At 41.1% G+C, this 15206-nt stretch carries 13 protein-coding genes, 2 tRNA genes and 3 rRNA genes (1 of these 18 only partly in view); 14 read left to right on the forward strand and 4 right to left on the reverse strand.

What is annotated here, in order from left to right; genetic code table 11:
• The 9 genes from AZE41_RS02685 to tsaD all read left to right on the forward strand — a co-directional run.
• Positions 1-953, forward strand: a 23S ribosomal RNA gene (locus tag AZE41_RS02685) (it extends 1979 nt beyond the left edge of the window).
• A gap of 81 nt (positions 954-1034) precedes the next feature.
• Positions 1035-1150 (forward strand): 5S ribosomal RNA (gene rrf, locus AZE41_RS02690).
• Positions 1151-1218: 68 nt separating this feature from the next.
• Positions 1219-1294, forward strand: a tRNA-Asp gene (locus tag AZE41_RS02695).
• A gap of 300 nt (positions 1295-1594) precedes the next feature.
• A 5S ribosomal RNA gene (gene rrf / locus AZE41_RS02700) occupies positions 1595-1709 on the forward strand.
• 67 nt (positions 1710-1776) lie between these two features.
• A tRNA-Asp gene (locus AZE41_RS02705) sits at positions 1777-1852 on the forward strand.
• 289 nt (positions 1853-2141) lie between these two features.
• A complete protein-coding gene (gene tsaE, locus AZE41_RS02710; protein ID WP_067205339.1) occupies positions 2142-2594 on the forward strand; it encodes a tRNA (adenosine(37)-N6)-threonylcarbamoyltransferase complex ATPase subunit type 1 TsaE in 453 nt (150 codons plus the stop codon).
• Positions 2591-3301, forward strand: coding sequence for a tRNA (adenosine(37)-N6)-threonylcarbamoyltransferase complex dimerization subunit type 1 TsaB (gene tsaB / locus AZE41_RS02715; protein WP_067205342.1), 711 nt, complete (start codon positions 2591-2593; stop codon positions 3299-3301). Before tsaE ends, tsaB begins: the two co-directional genes overlap by 4 nt.
• Entirely contained in the window at positions 3288-3746 is a 459-nt protein-coding gene (gene rimI / locus AZE41_RS02720; RefSeq protein ID WP_067205345.1) for a ribosomal protein S18-alanine N-acetyltransferase, read from the forward strand. The genes tsaB and rimI overlap by 14 nt, the downstream gene beginning before the upstream one ends.
• Complete coding sequence (gene tsaD / locus AZE41_RS02725; protein ID WP_067205347.1) at positions 3743-4765, forward strand: tRNA (adenosine(37)-N6)-threonylcarbamoyltransferase complex transferase subunit TsaD; 1023 nt, start codon at positions 3743-3745, stop codon at positions 4763-4765. Before rimI ends, tsaD begins: the two co-directional genes overlap by 4 nt.
• A 376-nt stretch (positions 4766-5141) precedes the next feature.
• Here the strand turns inward: tsaD and AZE41_RS02730 are convergent, their stop codons facing one another.
• The gene (locus AZE41_RS02730; protein WP_067213814.1) at positions 5142-7070 is read right to left on the reverse strand and encodes an ABC-F family ATP-binding cassette domain-containing protein; all 1929 of its coding nucleotides are present in this window, start codon (positions 7068-7070) and stop codon (positions 5142-5144) included.
• A gap of 123 nt (positions 7071-7193) precedes the next feature.
• Between AZE41_RS02730 and AZE41_RS02735 the strand changes: the two genes are divergently transcribed.
• The 3 genes from AZE41_RS02735 to tatC all read left to right on the forward strand — a co-directional run bounded on the left by AZE41_RS02735 (position 7194) and on the right by tatC (position 8941).
• The gene (locus tag AZE41_RS02735; protein ID WP_067205350.1) at positions 7194-7844 is read left to right on the forward strand and encodes a redox-sensing transcriptional repressor Rex; all 651 of its coding nucleotides are present in this window, start codon (positions 7194-7196) and stop codon (positions 7842-7844) included.
• 93 nt (positions 7845-7937) lie between these two features.
• Entirely contained in the window at positions 7938-8123 is a 186-nt protein-coding gene (locus tag AZE41_RS02740; protein ID WP_067205353.1) for a twin-arginine translocase TatA/TatE family subunit, read from the forward strand.
• Between the two features lie 17 nt (positions 8124-8140).
• Complete coding sequence (gene tatC, locus AZE41_RS02745) at positions 8141-8941, forward strand: twin-arginine translocase subunit TatC (RefSeq protein ID WP_067205355.1); 801 nt, start codon at positions 8141-8143, stop codon at positions 8939-8941.
• Positions 8942-8984: 43 nt separating this feature from the next.
• Here the strand turns inward: tatC and AZE41_RS02750 are convergent, their stop codons facing one another.
• Positions 8985-9722: a CPBP family intramembrane glutamic endopeptidase gene (locus AZE41_RS02750; protein ID WP_222618001.1), complete on the reverse strand. Its 738-nt coding sequence runs from the start codon at positions 9720-9722 to the stop codon at positions 8985-8987.
• 185 nt (positions 9723-9907) lie between these two features.
• Between AZE41_RS02750 and groES the strand changes: the two genes are divergently transcribed.
• Together groES and groL are read left to right on the forward strand one after the other, a co-directional pair.
• Positions 9908-10192, forward strand: coding sequence for a co-chaperone GroES (gene groES, locus AZE41_RS02755; RefSeq protein ID WP_067205358.1), 285 nt, complete (start codon positions 9908-9910; stop codon positions 10190-10192).
• Between the two features lie 56 nt (positions 10193-10248).
• Positions 10249-11883 carry a chaperonin GroEL gene (gene groL, locus AZE41_RS02760; protein WP_067205362.1) on the forward strand — a complete coding sequence of 545 codons (1635 nt, stop codon included), beginning with the start codon at positions 10249-10251 and terminating at the stop codon, positions 11881-11883.
• Between the two features lie 622 nt (positions 11884-12505).
• Here the strand turns inward: groL and AZE41_RS02765 are convergent.
• Complete coding sequence (locus AZE41_RS02765) at positions 12506-13537, reverse strand: uroporphyrinogen decarboxylase family protein (RefSeq protein WP_067205365.1); 1032 nt, start codon at positions 13535-13537, stop codon at positions 12506-12508.
• A gap of 72 nt (positions 13538-13609) precedes the next feature.
• Positions 13610-14827 (reverse strand): trans-sulfuration enzyme family protein, encoded by a 1218-nt coding sequence (locus AZE41_RS02770; protein WP_418064798.1) that lies wholly within the window; start codon positions 14825-14827, stop codon positions 13610-13612.
• Positions 14828-15206: the final 379 nt, after the last annotated feature.

The following is a 15206-nucleotide window of genomic DNA, read 5'->3' on the forward strand; positions in this document are numbered from 1 at the left end:
CGGGTAAGTTCCGACCCGCACGAAAGGCGTAACGATCTGGGCACTGTCTCAACGAGAGACTCGGTGAAATTATAATACCTGTGAAGATGCAGGTTACCCGCGACAGGACGGAAAGACCCCGTGGAGCTTTACTGTAACCTGATATTGAATTCCGGTGCAGCCTGTACAGGATAGGTAGGAGCCTTGGATTCCGGAGCGCTAGCTTCGGATGAGGCGTTGGTGGGATACTACCCTGGCTGTATTGGACTTCTAACCCATGCCCCTTATCGGGGCAGGAGACAGTGTCAGGCGGGCAGTTTGACTGGGGCGGTCGCCTCCTAAAGAGTAACGGAGGCGCCCAAAGGTTCCCTCAGAATGGTTGGACATCATTCGTAGAGTGCAAAGGCATAAGGGAGCTTGACTGCGAGACCTACAAGTCGAGCAGGGTCGAAAGACGGGCTTAGTGATCCGGTGGTTCCGCATGGAAGGGCCATCGCTCAACGGATAAAAGCTACCCCGGGGATAACAGGCTTATCTCCCCCAAGAGTCCACATCGACGGGGAGGTTTGGCACCTCGATGTCGGCTCATCGCATCCTGGGGCTGTAGTCGGTCCCAAGGGTTGGGCTGTTCGCCCATTAAAGCGGTACGCGAGCTGGGTTCAGAACGTCGTGAGACAGTTCGGTCCCTATCCGTCGCGGGCGCAGGAAATTTGAGAGGAGCTGTCCTTAGTACGAGAGGACCGGGATGGACATACCTCTGGTGTACCAGTTGTCTTGCCAAAGGCATCGCTGGGTAGCTATGTATGGACGGGATAAATGCTGAAAGCATCTAAGCATGAAGCCCCCCTCGAGATGAGATTTCCCATTACGCAAGTAAGTAAGATCCCTCAAAGAAGATGAGGTTGATAGGTCTGGGGTGGAAGCACGGCGACGTGTGGAGCTGACGGATACTAATCGATCGAGGACTTAACCAATTTTGAAAAGGGCTTGATTACCCTGATTCTGTGTAGCACAATGTCTGTTTTATTCAGTTTTGAGCGAACAAGCTCAAAGAGTCTGGTGACGATTGCGAAGAGGTCACACCCGTTCCCATCCCGAACACGGAAGTTAAGCTCTTCAGCGCCGATGGTAGTTGGGGGTTTCCCCCTGCGAGAGTAGGACGTCGCCGGTCTCACACATTTATACTTCGACATAAATGTGGTGAAGTTAATTGAAAAGTCGAAAGTTATTACATGTTAAGGTCCCGTGGTGTAGCGGTTAACATGCCTGCCTGTCACGCAGGAGATCGCCGGTTCGATCCCGGTCGGGACCGCCATTATATTTTAAATTCAGAACCGATTCCAGGGATTAATTCCGGAGTCGATTTTTTGTATTGCGAAATAAAAGATAAATGAACTTTGAGGCAATTCAATCTAGGTACGCTATAGTAAGGAAGTAGATTCTAATAAATAGGGGACTTAACGGTATTTGAAAAGAGTTTTATCATCCTTATTCATCAATAATGATGCTTATTTCATTCATTATGAACGAATTAGAACCGTCCATAAAAATAGTTCTTGTAATTATCGTAAGACGTGCTATACTAAGTATTGTCTTTGAGAAAAGATGATGTAGGTCTGGTGACGATTGCGAAGAGGTCACACCCGTTCCCATCCCGAACACGGAAGTTAAGCTCTTCAGCGCCGATGGTAGTTGGGGTTTCCCCCTGCAAGAGTAGGACGTCGCCGGTCTCACATATTTACTTTCGACATAAATGTGATGAAGTTAATTAAAAAGTCGAAAATTACTACATATTTAGGTCCCGTGGTGTAGCGGTTAACATGCCTGCCTGTCACGCAGGAGATCGCCGGTTCGATCCCGGTCGGGACCGCCATTAAATTTTAAATTCAGAACCGATTCTAGGGATTAATTCCGGGATTGGTTTTTTTGTATATAGAATTCTAAGGTTTAACTAAAATGCTTTTTAAAAAAAGCAGTAAGCAACACTCTTGAGAAACTAAACAATGTTATCGTAAAAGAAGACAACGTTTTCAGCAAAGTAAACAACACTCTATGAGAAATAAAGATCATTTACTACGAAAACACATCTATCAAGGGTAGATACTTTCTGATATAACATGTTTTCGGTACACTATAACAAAGAAGCAGAAAGGAAATAATCTATGACTCAGAAAATAGAAGTAAATTCTGTCGAGGAGACAGAGCTAATTGCAACGAAACTTGCAGCACTCCTTACACCACCGGATGTACTTACGCTTGAAGGCGATTTAGGTGCAGGTAAAACGACATTTACAAAGGCGCTTGCAAAAGGACTGGGCGTTACACGCACGGTTAACAGTCCGACATTCACAATCATCAAACAGTACGAAGGTAATTACCCACTCAATCATCTCGATGTCTATCGCTTAGCTGGCAGCGATGAGGATCTTGGCTGGGATGAACTATTTTATGGAGATGCAATATCTGTTATCGAGTGGGCGCATCTTATTAAAGATGATTTGCCGGCAGAACGTCTGGAAATTCAGCTAGTTCACGGTGGCGGAGATAACCGGATGATTATATTCACGCCAATAGGTGAAAGATATGAAAAGATTTGCGAGGGGATTTTCTTATGATCTGGCTAGGTATAGATACGGCTAACACGCCCATTTCAGTTGCACTTGTGAAAGATGGCGAACTATTAATAGAAGGAACTTCAGCGATGGCTATTAACCACTCGCTACGTGCTATGCCAGCAATTGAGGAGCTGTTGGAACAAGCAGGGTTAGTACCGGCGGATATTGATGCAATTGCAGTCTCAGAAGGGCCAGGCTCTTATACAGGGGTGCGAATCGGAGTGACGATAGCGAAGACACTTGCTTGGACACTTGGTAAACCTCTTGTTGGCGTATCCACATTAAAAGCACTAGCGGCAAATGCATTATTCTTCAATGGTTTGGTTTGTCCAATTGTCGATGCAAGACGGGACAATGTCTATGCTGGCGTTTATCAATTTGATGCAGGAAAGCTTACTGAAGTTATTGAGGATGGCCATTACTCTTTGGAAGAGTTGGTACACTTGCTTGAGCAGCATAGTAGTCCTATTTTATTCGTTGGAAAAGATATAGCAATGCATGAGCAAAAACTTATTGAGCAGCTTGGACAACGTGCAGTTCTAGCGCCTCTTCAGTTTAATCTACCACGAGCCTCTTCACTTATTTATATTGCCTTGCAATCAGAAGCAGAAACGGATATACATGCATTTGTTCCGGAATATCGACGTATTGCTGAAGCTGAGGCAAATTGGTTAAAAGAGCAGGGGAAGGACAATGATCGTGGATAAAGAGATTAGTTATAGAGAGATGGGAATAGAAGATATTCCTTCTGTTGTTGAAATCGAAAAGGAAGCATTTGCGACACCATGGACTGCAGAAGTTTTTGAGCACGAAATGACTGGAAATGACTATGCGCATTACGTTGTTGCAGTCTTTGAAGAAGAAGTGATTGGGCATTGCGGAATGTGGATCGTACTGGATGAGTGTCATATTACGAATGTTGCGGTACGGAAGCATTTAAGGGGCAATGGCATCGGCGAAGCTCTGATGAAAGAAGCGATTGCACTTTGTATAGAAAAAAAAGTCCGGTTAATGACACTGGAAGTGCGGATGACCAATACTACGGCTCAAAACCTTTACCGTAAGCTTGGGTTCCAGGACGGCGGAATTAGGAAAAACTATTATACGGACGACCATGAAGATGCGCTCGTCATGTGGGTGGAATTCAAATGACAAAAGATATCTATATATTAGGAATTGAAACGAGCTGTGATGAAACAGCTGCATCCATCGTGAAAAATGGAACGGAAATTATATCGAATGTCGTAGCATCTCAAATTACTAGCCAAAAACGATTTGGCGGAGTAGTACCGGAAATTGCCTCGAGACACCATGTTGAACAAATTACACTAGTAATTGAAGAAGCACTTGCGAATGCTGAACTAGAACCTGCGGATCTTGACGCCGTTGCTGTGACAGAAGGACCTGGTTTAGTTGGGGCCTTGTTGATTGGGGTTAATGCTGCAAAAGCATTTGCCTTTGCCAATGGTCTACCGATTATTGGCGTTCATCATATTGCGGGACATATATATGCTAACCAACTAATGCAACCTATGGAGTTCCCGCTTCTTGCACTCATCGTCTCAGGGGGCCATACAGAGCTGGTAATAATGGAGGGGCATGGTTCGTTTAAACTGGTTGGAGAAACACGTGATGACGCTGCTGGTGAAGCCTATGATAAAGTAGCTCGTGTACTGGGCCTCCCTTACCCGGGTGGTCCTCAAATCGATAAGTTGGCAGCTGAAAGTGATGGACAAGTTGAATTCCCGCGAGCTTGGCTAGAGCCGGGTTCTTATGACTTTAGCTTTAGTGGTCTTAAATCATCAGTGATTAACTATAAGCATAATCTTGCGCAACGTGGTGAGGCTGTAAACCCTTCTCATGTCGCGGCTGGTTTTCAGGCGAGTGTCGTTGAAGTGCTGACTACTAAAGCGTTAAGGGCAGCGAAAGAGTTCGGGGTGAAACAGGTAATTGCGGCTGGCGGGGTAGCAGCGAATAAAGGGTTACGTTCTTCTCTTGAAGAAACATTTAAGAAAGAAGAGATACCTTTTTACGTTCCACCAATCATACTATGTACAGATAATGCGGCAATGATTGCTGCAGCGGGATCGGCTATGTTTATAGACGGAATACGCGGAAATCTTGCTATGAATGGTAAGCCTGGCATGTCCCTTGTTTCATGGAAACAATAAATAAGTAAAAACACGAAAGTCGTCATATTGTGACAACTTTCGTGTTTTTTTATCCCGATTTTTTTGAAGATGTCAATAGGGAACATTCGTACTTATGCACAATTGTGGATAAGCTGTGCATAACAATTGTATATGCACATTTAGTAACAGTGGTTGGAGGATAACTATGTGTATAAGAAATACATTTTTTGTGGATAGTGTGGATAATAACAGTGGATTACAAGTATAACTACATTCTATGTGTGGATAAAACTGTGGAAACTCTTTTTAAGAGAATATCGTTTCGTACTTTTATTTGATAGGTTACGACAGCAAGAAATGACAAAACGTCACGATAAACCATTGGTTCTGGTTTAACATGACGTTTACGCTCATTTTATAATTCCTCTAGTTCTTCTTGAAGTCCAAGCCAATTTTCTGATTTGCTGTCATGCTGTGCCTGAAGTGCATCAATCTGTGCCTGTAACTCCATTAATTTCACATGATCGTCTGCAAATTCAGGAGTGGAAAGTTCATCTTGAAGTGCTACTATTTCATCTTCCAAAACAGAAAGTTGTGATTCGACTTCGTCAATAGCTCTAGTCAGTCTTCTTTCCTGCCTTTTTAGTTCTTTATCATCATCATTTTTTCTTTCAATGACAGGAGTTGCAGCTGCTTTAGCGGCATTTGAGTCGGCAAGCAACTCTTCCTGTTCCAGTTTTTTCTCAATGAAATAATCATAATCACCGAGGTATTCGGTTGTACCTGTTGCGCTAATGTCGATTACTTTTGTTGCGATGCGGTTGATAAAGTACCGATCATGCGACACGAAGATGAGGGTGCCCGGGAAGTCATCCAATGCATTTTCAAGAATTTCCTTGCTATCCAAGTCAAGATGGTTCGTTGGCTCGTCGAGGATAAGCGTGTTTGACTTTTGTAACATTAATTTAGCAAGTGATAATCGAGCTTTTTCTCCACCTGATAGGGAAGTGACAGGCTTCTCAACATCTTCGCCGGTAAATAAAAAACGTCCAAGTACTGAACGAACATCTTTTTCATTCATCATCGGCCAATCATCCCAAAGTTCCTGAAGAACGGTTCCAGTTCCGATAAGTGTCGCTTGTTCTTGGTCGTAATAGCCAAATTGAACATTTGTACCATAACGAATTTTGCCTGCTAGTGGTTCTTGGAACTTGACGATGGTCTTCAAAATTGTTGATTTCCCGACCCCGTTAGGTCCGATAAGTGCAATGCGGTCTTGTTTGTAGGCACGCAAGCCGATACCAGTTGAAACCGGTATACTGTCATAACCGACTGCTACATCTTCCAGTGCTAGTACATCATTTCCGCTGGGACGATCAATCGAGAAGGTAAAGTTTGCGGATTTCTCATTGCCATCAGGAGAGCCCATCCAGTCAGTTTTTTCGAGCGTTTTGCGGCGACTTTTCGCCATTTTTGATGTCGATGCTCGCGCAATATTGCGCTGAACGAAATCCTCAAGTTTGGCCTTCTCACCCATTTCCTTGACATAAAGTTTTTGATCACGTTCATAGTTTTTCGCTTTTTCGTCAAGATACGCACTATAGTTTCCTGTATACTTCGCTACTTTTTTTCTCGATACTTCGTAGACGATTGTCACGATTTCATCTAAGAAGTAGCGGTCATGGGAGACGATTAAGATTGCGCCTTCATAAGACACTAGGTATTTCTCTAGCCAGCCGAGCGTTTCGATATCCAAATGGTTTGTCGGTTCATCAAGGATGAGGAGGTCCGGTTTACTAAGCAGCATTTTAGCAAGTGCCAATCGTGTCTTCTGACCACCGGAAAGAAGATTGACATTTTTGCTATAATCCTCAGGATAAAAACGCATCCCATGAAGCACCGAACGAGTATCAGATTCATATTGATAGCCACCAGAATCTTTGAATTCGATTTGTAGAGCATCGTACTCTTTGATGACGCGTTCATAGTCGCTCGGGTTGTCGTAGACAGAGGAATCTGCCATAAGCCCTTCAAGCGATCGAAGCCGCCTTTCAATGCTATGGAGTGGTTCGAATACAGTCATCATCTCTTCCCAAACCGTCAATACAGAGTCGATACCTGAATGCTGTTCAAGATACCCAATCCGGATATCTTTAGGGACGATTAAATCACCCGAATCAGCGCTCATTTCACCAGCGATTATTTTAAGTAATGTCGATTTTCCAGCCCCATTGCGGCCAACAAGTGCGACGCGGTCGCGATGTTGAACTTCGAGCTTTACGTTTTCTAATATATCTGTTCCTGAAAATGATTTTGTTAGTCCGTTCACTTGTAATACGATCAAATAAAGCACCTCTATTCCTCTTCAGTTTAAATGAATGGCGTCAAGCGTGCAACGGTCGACTTTACAACATTCATTATCTACTGTACGATAGAATCGCCTTTAGATACACTCAGGAGGGTTAACATGATAGGGGAAACAATCAAAATTCCACAGGCGACGTCCAAACGTTTGCCTTTATATTATAGGTTCCTTCAAAATTTCGCGAATTCAGGGAAGAAACGAGTATCATCCAGTGAATTAAGCGAAGCTATGAAAATTGATGCTGCGACGATTCGACGTGATTTTTCACATTTTGGCGCACTTGGCCGTAAAGGGTACGGGTATGATGTACATTATCTTGTCGACTTTTTTCGTCAGGCACTCGATCAGGATGAAGTAACAGATGTAGCGCTCATTGGCGTTGGTAGTTTAGGGAACGCTTTTTTGAAATATAATTTCCATAAAAATCACAATACACGAATCATCATTGCATTCGATCCGAAAGGTACGCATGAAGGGACAGAGATGAGTGGAATTCCAGTTTTTCATCCTGATACGATTGAGGATAAAATCAAGGAATTAGGAATCGAGCTTGTCATTCTTTCTGTGCCTTCACGTGTAGCCCAAGAAGTGACTGATAAGCTTGCTACTATCGGTGTGAAAGGAATTCTTAACTTTACTCCGGTTCGGCTGACGGTCCCCGACTCGTTACGGGTTCATACAATCGATTTGTCTGTCGAGTTACAAACACTTATTTACTTTATTAAAAACGACGTAAAAGATTCACATATGTAATGCTTTGTAAATAGTATTTCAGTCACCATTCGTGTAAAATAGACACAAGAAGGATTGAGTTCAATCCCTAGTTTTAAGAAGGAGGTGTCCGAGATGCCAGGTCCAGGAAGTCTGATTATCATTGCTGTTATTGCTTTGCTCGTATTCGGTCCCAAGAAACTGCCTGAAATCGGGAAAGCCTTCGGTTCGTCATTGCGTGAATTCAAACATGCGACAAAAGGTCTTGTAGAAGACGACGATGTAAAAAAAGTTGAAGACAAGAAAGAAGAACTGAAGTAAGTTAGGATGTCTGTCCGATGATAGAAAAAAACTTAACAGTCATTGAGCATATAGATGAAATTAGAAAACGGCTGATGGTTATCGTCGTTTTCTTTGTTGTAGCCGTAGTGGGAGCTTTTTTTGTAGCAAAACCACTTATTCAGTTCCTGCAAAATGATGGAGAAGCACATAATATTGCCTTAAATGCGTTCAATGTACTTGACCCGATTATGATTTACGTGAAAGTGATTGTCTTTATCGCATTCATCGTCATTTCACCTGTGCTTATGTACCAATTATGGTCCTTTATCTCACCCGGGTTGCATGAAACTGAGCGGCGCGCAACATTGAATTATATTCCGTTTACATTTTTCTTGTTTGTTGGTGGTATTGCGTTTTCGTATTTCGTCCTGCTACCTTATGTGATGAAATTCATGATGAATTTATCCACGGAGCTCGATATAACCCAGACAATCGGCATTAATGAGTATTTCACGTTCCTTTTCCAACTGTTAATTCCATTCGGTATTGTTTTTCAGCTACCGGTGGTCTTGTTATTTTTAACAAGACTTGGTATTTTGGATCCGACGACACTTGTGAAGATACGGAAATATGCATACTTTGTTCTATTTGTAATTGCGGCGTTCATTACACCACCTGACTTGTTGTCTCATATGTTCGTTACAGTTCCATTATTTGCGCTTTATGAAATTAGTATTTTCATTTCACGTTTTGGTCACAGAAAATACTTGAAGGCTGAACAGCAGCGACAATTCGAAGAGGCGAAAGCTGAACAACAACGTCAGATTGATGAAGTTAATGAGCGACAGCAGAAATGAAAAAAGTCTTCCACAACCCTAAGTAGGGATGTGGAAGACTTTTTTAGTGCATAAAGAAGATTATGGCTTGTTTCAAATCCTCTTGCCATTGTTGTATCTTCTCAATGTTTAAATTGAGGACAACGACAAATCCATTCATTAGTAAATGGGCAATCATTGGTGTCAGTATGCGTTTCGTCCGGTAATACAAGTAAGAGAATACGAAAGCGGGCATCATATAGATTAGAAGGTGTTCGAATTCATTATGAACAGCAGCAAACACTAAAGCACTGACAATGGCTGCAATCCAGAAATTCGTTTTTTGATAAACCCCTCCAAAGACAACCCTTCTGAAAATGATTTCTTCCAGGAATGGTGCGAATAGTACGATTGATAGGATGATGATTGGTGACACTTTCGCGATGTCGGAAAGGATTGCAGTGTTATCGGATCCTGGTTCTATTCCAATTGCAACCTCGATAGCACCAGCCAGCATTTGTCCTCCCAATGCTAGAAAGAAGCCAATGAATCCCCAAAGAACCGAATTGCCAATGGAAGATTTTTTTCCTTTGAAAACTTGAAAGAAGTTTTTCTTCGGTACGATTAATACCAGGAAAATGATAGCTGCAATTAAGTTAACGGTGAAAAGAGTCCAAGAACTTGCCCGATATGCCATATCCTGTTTAGTGAATTGCTCATCCCAAGGAAAGTATAAGAATAAGCCCTCTGATAAAAAGATGCTGCTTACATGCATCAGGATGTAAGTGATTAATAAAGCGAGAGAGATTTTCCAATTCTTCATGTAACGCCACCCTTTCAACTGTGGTTGAGGTCAATTTTAGCTGTTTAGGGCGAGATAAGCAAAGAGAAAATGTTCGGAGTATTTCACTTGCAATATATGCAAATGTTCATTATGATTAGAAATGTATTAGCACTCATGTCTATCGAGTGCTAAAAGGGAGATATTATCTGAGGAGGTTGTTTCAATTGTTGAAACCATTAGGTGACCGTATTGTTATCGAGCTAATCGAGGCAGAAGAAAAAACGTCAAGCGGTATTGTTATACCGGACTCTGCAAAAGAAAAACCGCAAGAAGGTAAAGTTTTTGCTACAGGTACTGGACGCGTTCTTGAAAACGGACAACGTATCGAATTGGAAGTTAAAGAAGGAGATCGAATCCTCTTCTCAAAATATGCAGGCACTGAAATCAAACATGAAGGTAATGAATATCTGATCTTGCGTGAAAGTGACATCTTAGCGATTATTGGCTAATAGACTGATGCACAGCTCGTTTAAAAATACACGAAAAATCAGGAGGGTACTTATAAATGGCTAAACAAATTAAATTCAACGAAGACGCACGAAGCGCAATGCTACGTGGGGTCGATACATTGGCAAACGCTGTAAAAGTAACGCTTGGACCTAAAGGACGTAACGTCGTTCTTGAGAAAAAATTTGGTTCACCGCTTATTACAAATGACGGTGTAACAATTGCACGTGAAATCGAACTTGAAGATGCGTTCGAAAACATGGGTGCAAAACTTGTGGCTGAAGTAGCGTCTAAAACGAACGAAATCGCTGGTGACGGTACAACAACTGCAACAGTTCTAGCGCAAGCAATGATCCGCGAAGGACTCAAAAACGTTACTGCAGGTGCTAACCCTGTCGGAATCCGTAAAGGAATCGAAAAAGCGGTTATAGCTGCTGTTGAAGGCCTTCAAGAAATCTCCAATGAAATCGAAGGAAAAGAAGAAATTGCACAAGTTGCATCTATTTCTTCTGGAGACGAAGAAGTTGGGAAACTCATTGCTGAAGCAATGGAGCGCGTTGGCAATGACGGCGTCATTACGATAGAAGAGTCAAAAGGCTTCACGACTGAACTAGACGTTGTTGAAGGAATGCAATTTGATCGTGGTTATGCATCTGCATACATGGCAACCGATACAGATAAAATGGAAGCAGTTTTGGAAAATCCGTATATCTTGATCACTGATAAAAAGATTACGAACATCCAAGAAATTCTTCCTGTTCTTGAGCAAGTAGTTCAACAAGGTAAGCCACTTCTTATGATTGCAGAAGACGTTGAAGGCGAAGCACTTGCAACACTTGTTGTGAACAAACTACGTGGTACATTCAATGCTGTTGCTGTTAAGGCACCAGGCTTCGGAGATCGCCGTAAAGCGATGCTTGAAGACATTGCAACTTTAACTGGTGGGGAAGTTATCACTGAAGATCTAGGTCTTGATCTTAAATCAGCTGATATTTCACAACTTGGTCATGCAGTGAAAGTTGTTGTTACAAAAGACAATACGACAATCGTTGAAGGCAGCGGCAATTCAGAACTCATTCAGGCACGCGTTAACCAAATCCGTGTTCAACTTGAAGAATCAACTTCTGAATTCGATAAAGAGAAATTGCAGGAGCGTCTTGCTAAACTTGCAGGCGGCGTTGCAGTTATCAAAGTCGGAGCAGCTACTGAAACTGAACTTAAAGAACGTAAACTTCGCATCGAAGACGCATTGAACTCAACGCGTGCAGCTGTTGAAGAAGGTATCGTTTCTGGTGGTGGTACTGCTCTTGTAAACGTCTATAGCAAAGTAGCAGCATTACTAGATTCTACTGAAGGCGATGTAGCTACAGGTATTAAAATTGTACTTCGTGCGCTTGAAGAGCCTGTACGTCAAATCGCTAACAACGCAGGTCTTGAAGGATCAATCGTTGTAGACCGTCTGAAACGCGAAGAAGTAGGAATTGGCTTCAACGCAGCAGAAGGTACATGGGTAAACATGATGGAAGCTGGAATCGTTGACCCGACTAAGGTTACACGTTATGCACTCCAAAACGCAGCATCTGTTGCAGCTATGTTCTTGACTACTGAAGCAGTAGTTGCGGACCTTCCTGAACCAGCAGGCGCAATGGGCGGCGGAATGCCTGACATGGGCGGTATGGGCGGCATGATGTAATTCTCTTCACAAGCTATTTTGTGAAGCTGTCTAGTTCATAATTAATTAGTATAGGAATAACCACTTCTCAGAAAATTGGAGAGGTGGTTATTTTTTATGCTTTTTAAAATTTTCATATCAAGGCTTTTTACCAGACAGAAAGTGTAAGAACACAGCGCAGACGAACATTGGAAACTATGAGAGGACATTAGGGCTGTTTATCGACTATTGCCTTGAGCTAAGCGTAATTAACGTTGAAGAAGCCATTTAAGTATAACCAGAAGATGATACGGCATAAAAATATATTAATGTAACAATGCGATATATTGTAATATTGTAGAGGATAGGGCATAAATTTGTTTGTTACACGAATAATGGAGGATTTTGTGTAACGTAGTAAAAGAAGGGGAGCTGGTTACGAAATCAGTAACTTCATTTATTAATGGAAAACTAAAGCCAAACACCAAACACCAAATACTACATAGAGCGCTTGAGAATTCCATTAGGAATACTCAAGCGCTCTAAAGTATATCTGCATGTGATGAATCTTTGTGTCATCAATCTTAATTGAACTGCCGAGTAGATATCCATACGTAGGGCGGTTTGTAGGATAGGGAGTTCATCATTTCTTCCTATCCGGTTGTCAGAAGTTAATGGATAATCCCACTTCCAGTTTAGATACTATGTTTCTTGCGAGTTTCAATTGCTCTTCTGGAATACTTAAAGGAACTACACATCCAGGTCCGAAAACGATTTTGTTATCACCTACTTGAGCTAATGCATCTTGGAAGTGGGCTGTCAGTTCTTCCGCAGTACCATTCGCAAGTACTTTATTCTCTTCAATTCCACCAATTAAGATCTTATCTGTTAAAGCTCTAGCGTCTTTTAAGGTAACGTTAGATGTACGATCGTGCCAGTTGATTGCTTGAACAGGATAGTCTTTGAGTTCATTGAACATAGGGCTTAATCCGTGAATGTGTAAGATGTTAAACCAAGTATTTTTTTTAATTTCATCCAAAATAATTAAATCGTATCGTTTTCCGAAGCATTCATAACTTTCCCAAGTTGTTTTGTCAAAGTCAGAAACTTGTGATGCAAAGAAGAAGCCATCTACCCCGATTTTGATTAATTCTTTAGCAAAGTTGTTTGTAGTGTTCGTAATGATAGCCAAACCCCTATGCAAATCATCGCTATTCACTTTTAAGTGGTCTAATAGTTCTACACCGCATAGTTTCCATGCAATCGTTAGAGGACTAAAAATAGTTGCAACAATAGGAACTCTCCCTTTATATTTATCGACAATTTCTTTTGTATAATCTAGCTCTCTTTTTAAAGCTCCACCTTCTAATAGTAAAGTATTAAGATTATTCCAGTCTTTAACGGATTTAATGGGATAGTCAGTTACTCTTCCGACATCTTGTGGATCTGTAGGCCATTTAATAGCTGTGCCCCAATCTTCAACACCATATAAACCGTTATAGCTAAGTTTAATGAAATCAAGATCTAACTCTTCTTGGAATTTGGTTGTACGTTCAACAAATGCGTCATGCGTGCGGTCATCCAAAGGAAAGTGCTTCCAAAGGCTAATTAGCGGTTGATCGATGTTCTCTCCATTTAGAACTGCTTGAAGTCTTTCTGTGGCTGTAGAGGTAGTAATAGTATTCGATTGAGTCATAAAAAATCTTCCTTTCTCACTAGATATTTTTTTGAAACGAGTTAATTTTTAGGTGAAATGCTGCGCATAGAATTAATTGTGTTGTAGTTCTTTCATTTTTGTTTTGGTGATTTTCTCCAAAGACTGTTTTAAATCTGCAATGATATCTACTGTATCTTCCAATCCTGCTGAAAGTCTAATTAGTCCATCGGAGATTCCATATTTAATACGTTCTTCTGATGGAATTGATGAGTGTGTCATTGATGCAGGGTGCTGCACTAATGTTTCTGGATCGCCAAGACTAAATGAGATTAACCCAAGCTTTAGATTGTCGATAAATTGTTGCCCACTTGATAGACCACCTTTTATTTCAAATGAAACAATTCCGCCCATAGCTTTCATTTGCCTTTGAGCTAATTCGTATTGTGGATGTGATGGAAGTCCTGGGTAAGACACCATTTTAATCGCAGGGTGTTGTTCAAGAAATATCGCAATAGCTAGCGCGTTATCACAATGCCTCTTCATTCTTACAGGCAATGTTTTTAACCCTCTCATTATTAAATAAGACTCCCAAGAGTTAAGGTTTTGGCCTAAGTCACCCATGATTTTTTTCCTCATCATATCAACTTCTGTTTTCTTACCAATAATAAAGCCTGCAATAACATCTCCATGTCCATTCATATATTTAGTTCCGCTATGGACAACAACATCAGCACCCATCTCCAATGGTTTTTGGAGATAAGGGGTCATGAAAGTATTGTCAATAATGAGTGTTAAATTGTTCTTTTTAGCAATTGCAGAAAGTACTTTGATATCAAGAACTGTTAGCCCGGGGTTTGAAGGAGTCTCAATATACAATACTTTTGTATTTTCTTTTATTGATTGTTCAACAAGATCATGATCAGTGCAATCAATATAGTCGTATTCAATTCCGAAGCGGGGAGCTAAGTTTTTTAAAAAACTAAACGTTCCGCCATAAACGTCTTTAGTAACAAGAACGTGATCGCCATTTTGGAGGTAAGCAAGTAAAGAAATGGAAATTGCGGCCATTCCGCTACTTACACCTAGAGCAGCTTCTCCATTTTCTAATTTTGCCACTTGACGTTCAAGCTCTTTTGTGGTCGGGTTGCCGTATCGACCATAGTAAGTTCCTTCGATTTCACCTAAAACGACCGCAGCGGCGTTTTCTGCATTTGGGAAAGAATAAGCAACTGCTGGTGTAATTGATTGAGAAATGACACCTGTGTGACGTTCTTCTTGATCTAATGAGTGAATGATACTTGTATCCGTACTCCATGCCTTTTTCATGATTTCCTCCTAAAAAGATTCTCTAAGTTACAATATAAAAAGTATATAATATTGTTAACTTATTAATCTATTATGTTATTTACTACCCTAATCATTACCTAATTAAAATATTCTGTCAACGTTTTTTTGAAAAACAGAAAAAGTATAAACGAAATAAATAATAGTAACACGCAGTAAACTGTTGAAAATATTACATTAACGAGTCTATTTTGAATTACTTATTTTCATGTAATTGAAAGACATCTGGTTACAAGTTGATTTAAGGATATATTCAAGGCATTGAATGACGATTTCTCAACAGGAAAGAGATAACATATCTATCGAAAGATTAAGAAACTTATAGAGGGGATAGCGTTTACTGATTAATTTGGCTTACACTTCT

It is taken from the genome of Sporosarcina psychrophila (assembly GCF_001590685.1).
In the GTDB taxonomy this organism is placed as follows: Bacteria; Bacillota; Bacilli; order Bacillales_A; family Planococcaceae; genus Sporosarcina; species Sporosarcina psychrophila.

What these genes read in the sequence shown, in the direction of transcription:
- rimI (WP_067205345.1), top strand. Translation starts at nt 3,288, where the DNA reads ATGATCGTGGATAAAGAGATTAGTTATAGAGAGATGGGAATAGAAGAT.
- tatC (WP_067205355.1), top strand. Translation starts at nt 8,141, where the DNA reads ATGATAGAAAAAAACTTAACAGTCATTGAGCATATAGATGAAATTAGA.
- tsaB (WP_067205342.1), top strand. Translation starts at nt 2,591, where the DNA reads ATGATCTGGCTAGGTATAGATACGGCTAACACGCCCATTTCAGTTGCA.
- tsaD (WP_067205347.1), top strand. Translation starts at nt 3,743, where the DNA reads ATGACAAAAGATATCTATATATTAGGAATTGAAACGAGCTGTGATGAA.
- tsaE (WP_067205339.1), top strand. Translation starts at nt 2,142, where the DNA reads ATGACTCAGAAAATAGAAGTAAATTCTGTCGAGGAGACAGAGCTAATT.
- groL (WP_067205362.1), top strand. Translation starts at nt 10,249, where the DNA reads ATGGCTAAACAAATTAAATTCAACGAAGACGCACGAAGCGCAATGCTA.
- AZE41_RS02765 (WP_067205365.1), bottom strand. Translation starts at nt 13,537, where the DNA reads ATGACTCAATCGAATACTATTACTACCTCTACAGCCACAGAAAGACTT.
- AZE41_RS02740 (WP_067205353.1), top strand. Translation starts at nt 7,938, where the DNA reads ATGCCAGGTCCAGGAAGTCTGATTATCATTGCTGTTATTGCTTTGCTC.
- AZE41_RS02735 (WP_067205350.1), top strand. Translation starts at nt 7,194, where the DNA reads ATGATAGGGGAAACAATCAAAATTCCACAGGCGACGTCCAAACGTTTG.
- AZE41_RS02750 (WP_222618001.1), bottom strand. Translation starts at nt 9,722, where the DNA reads ATGAAGAATTGGAAAATCTCTCTCGCTTTATTAATCACTTACATCCTG.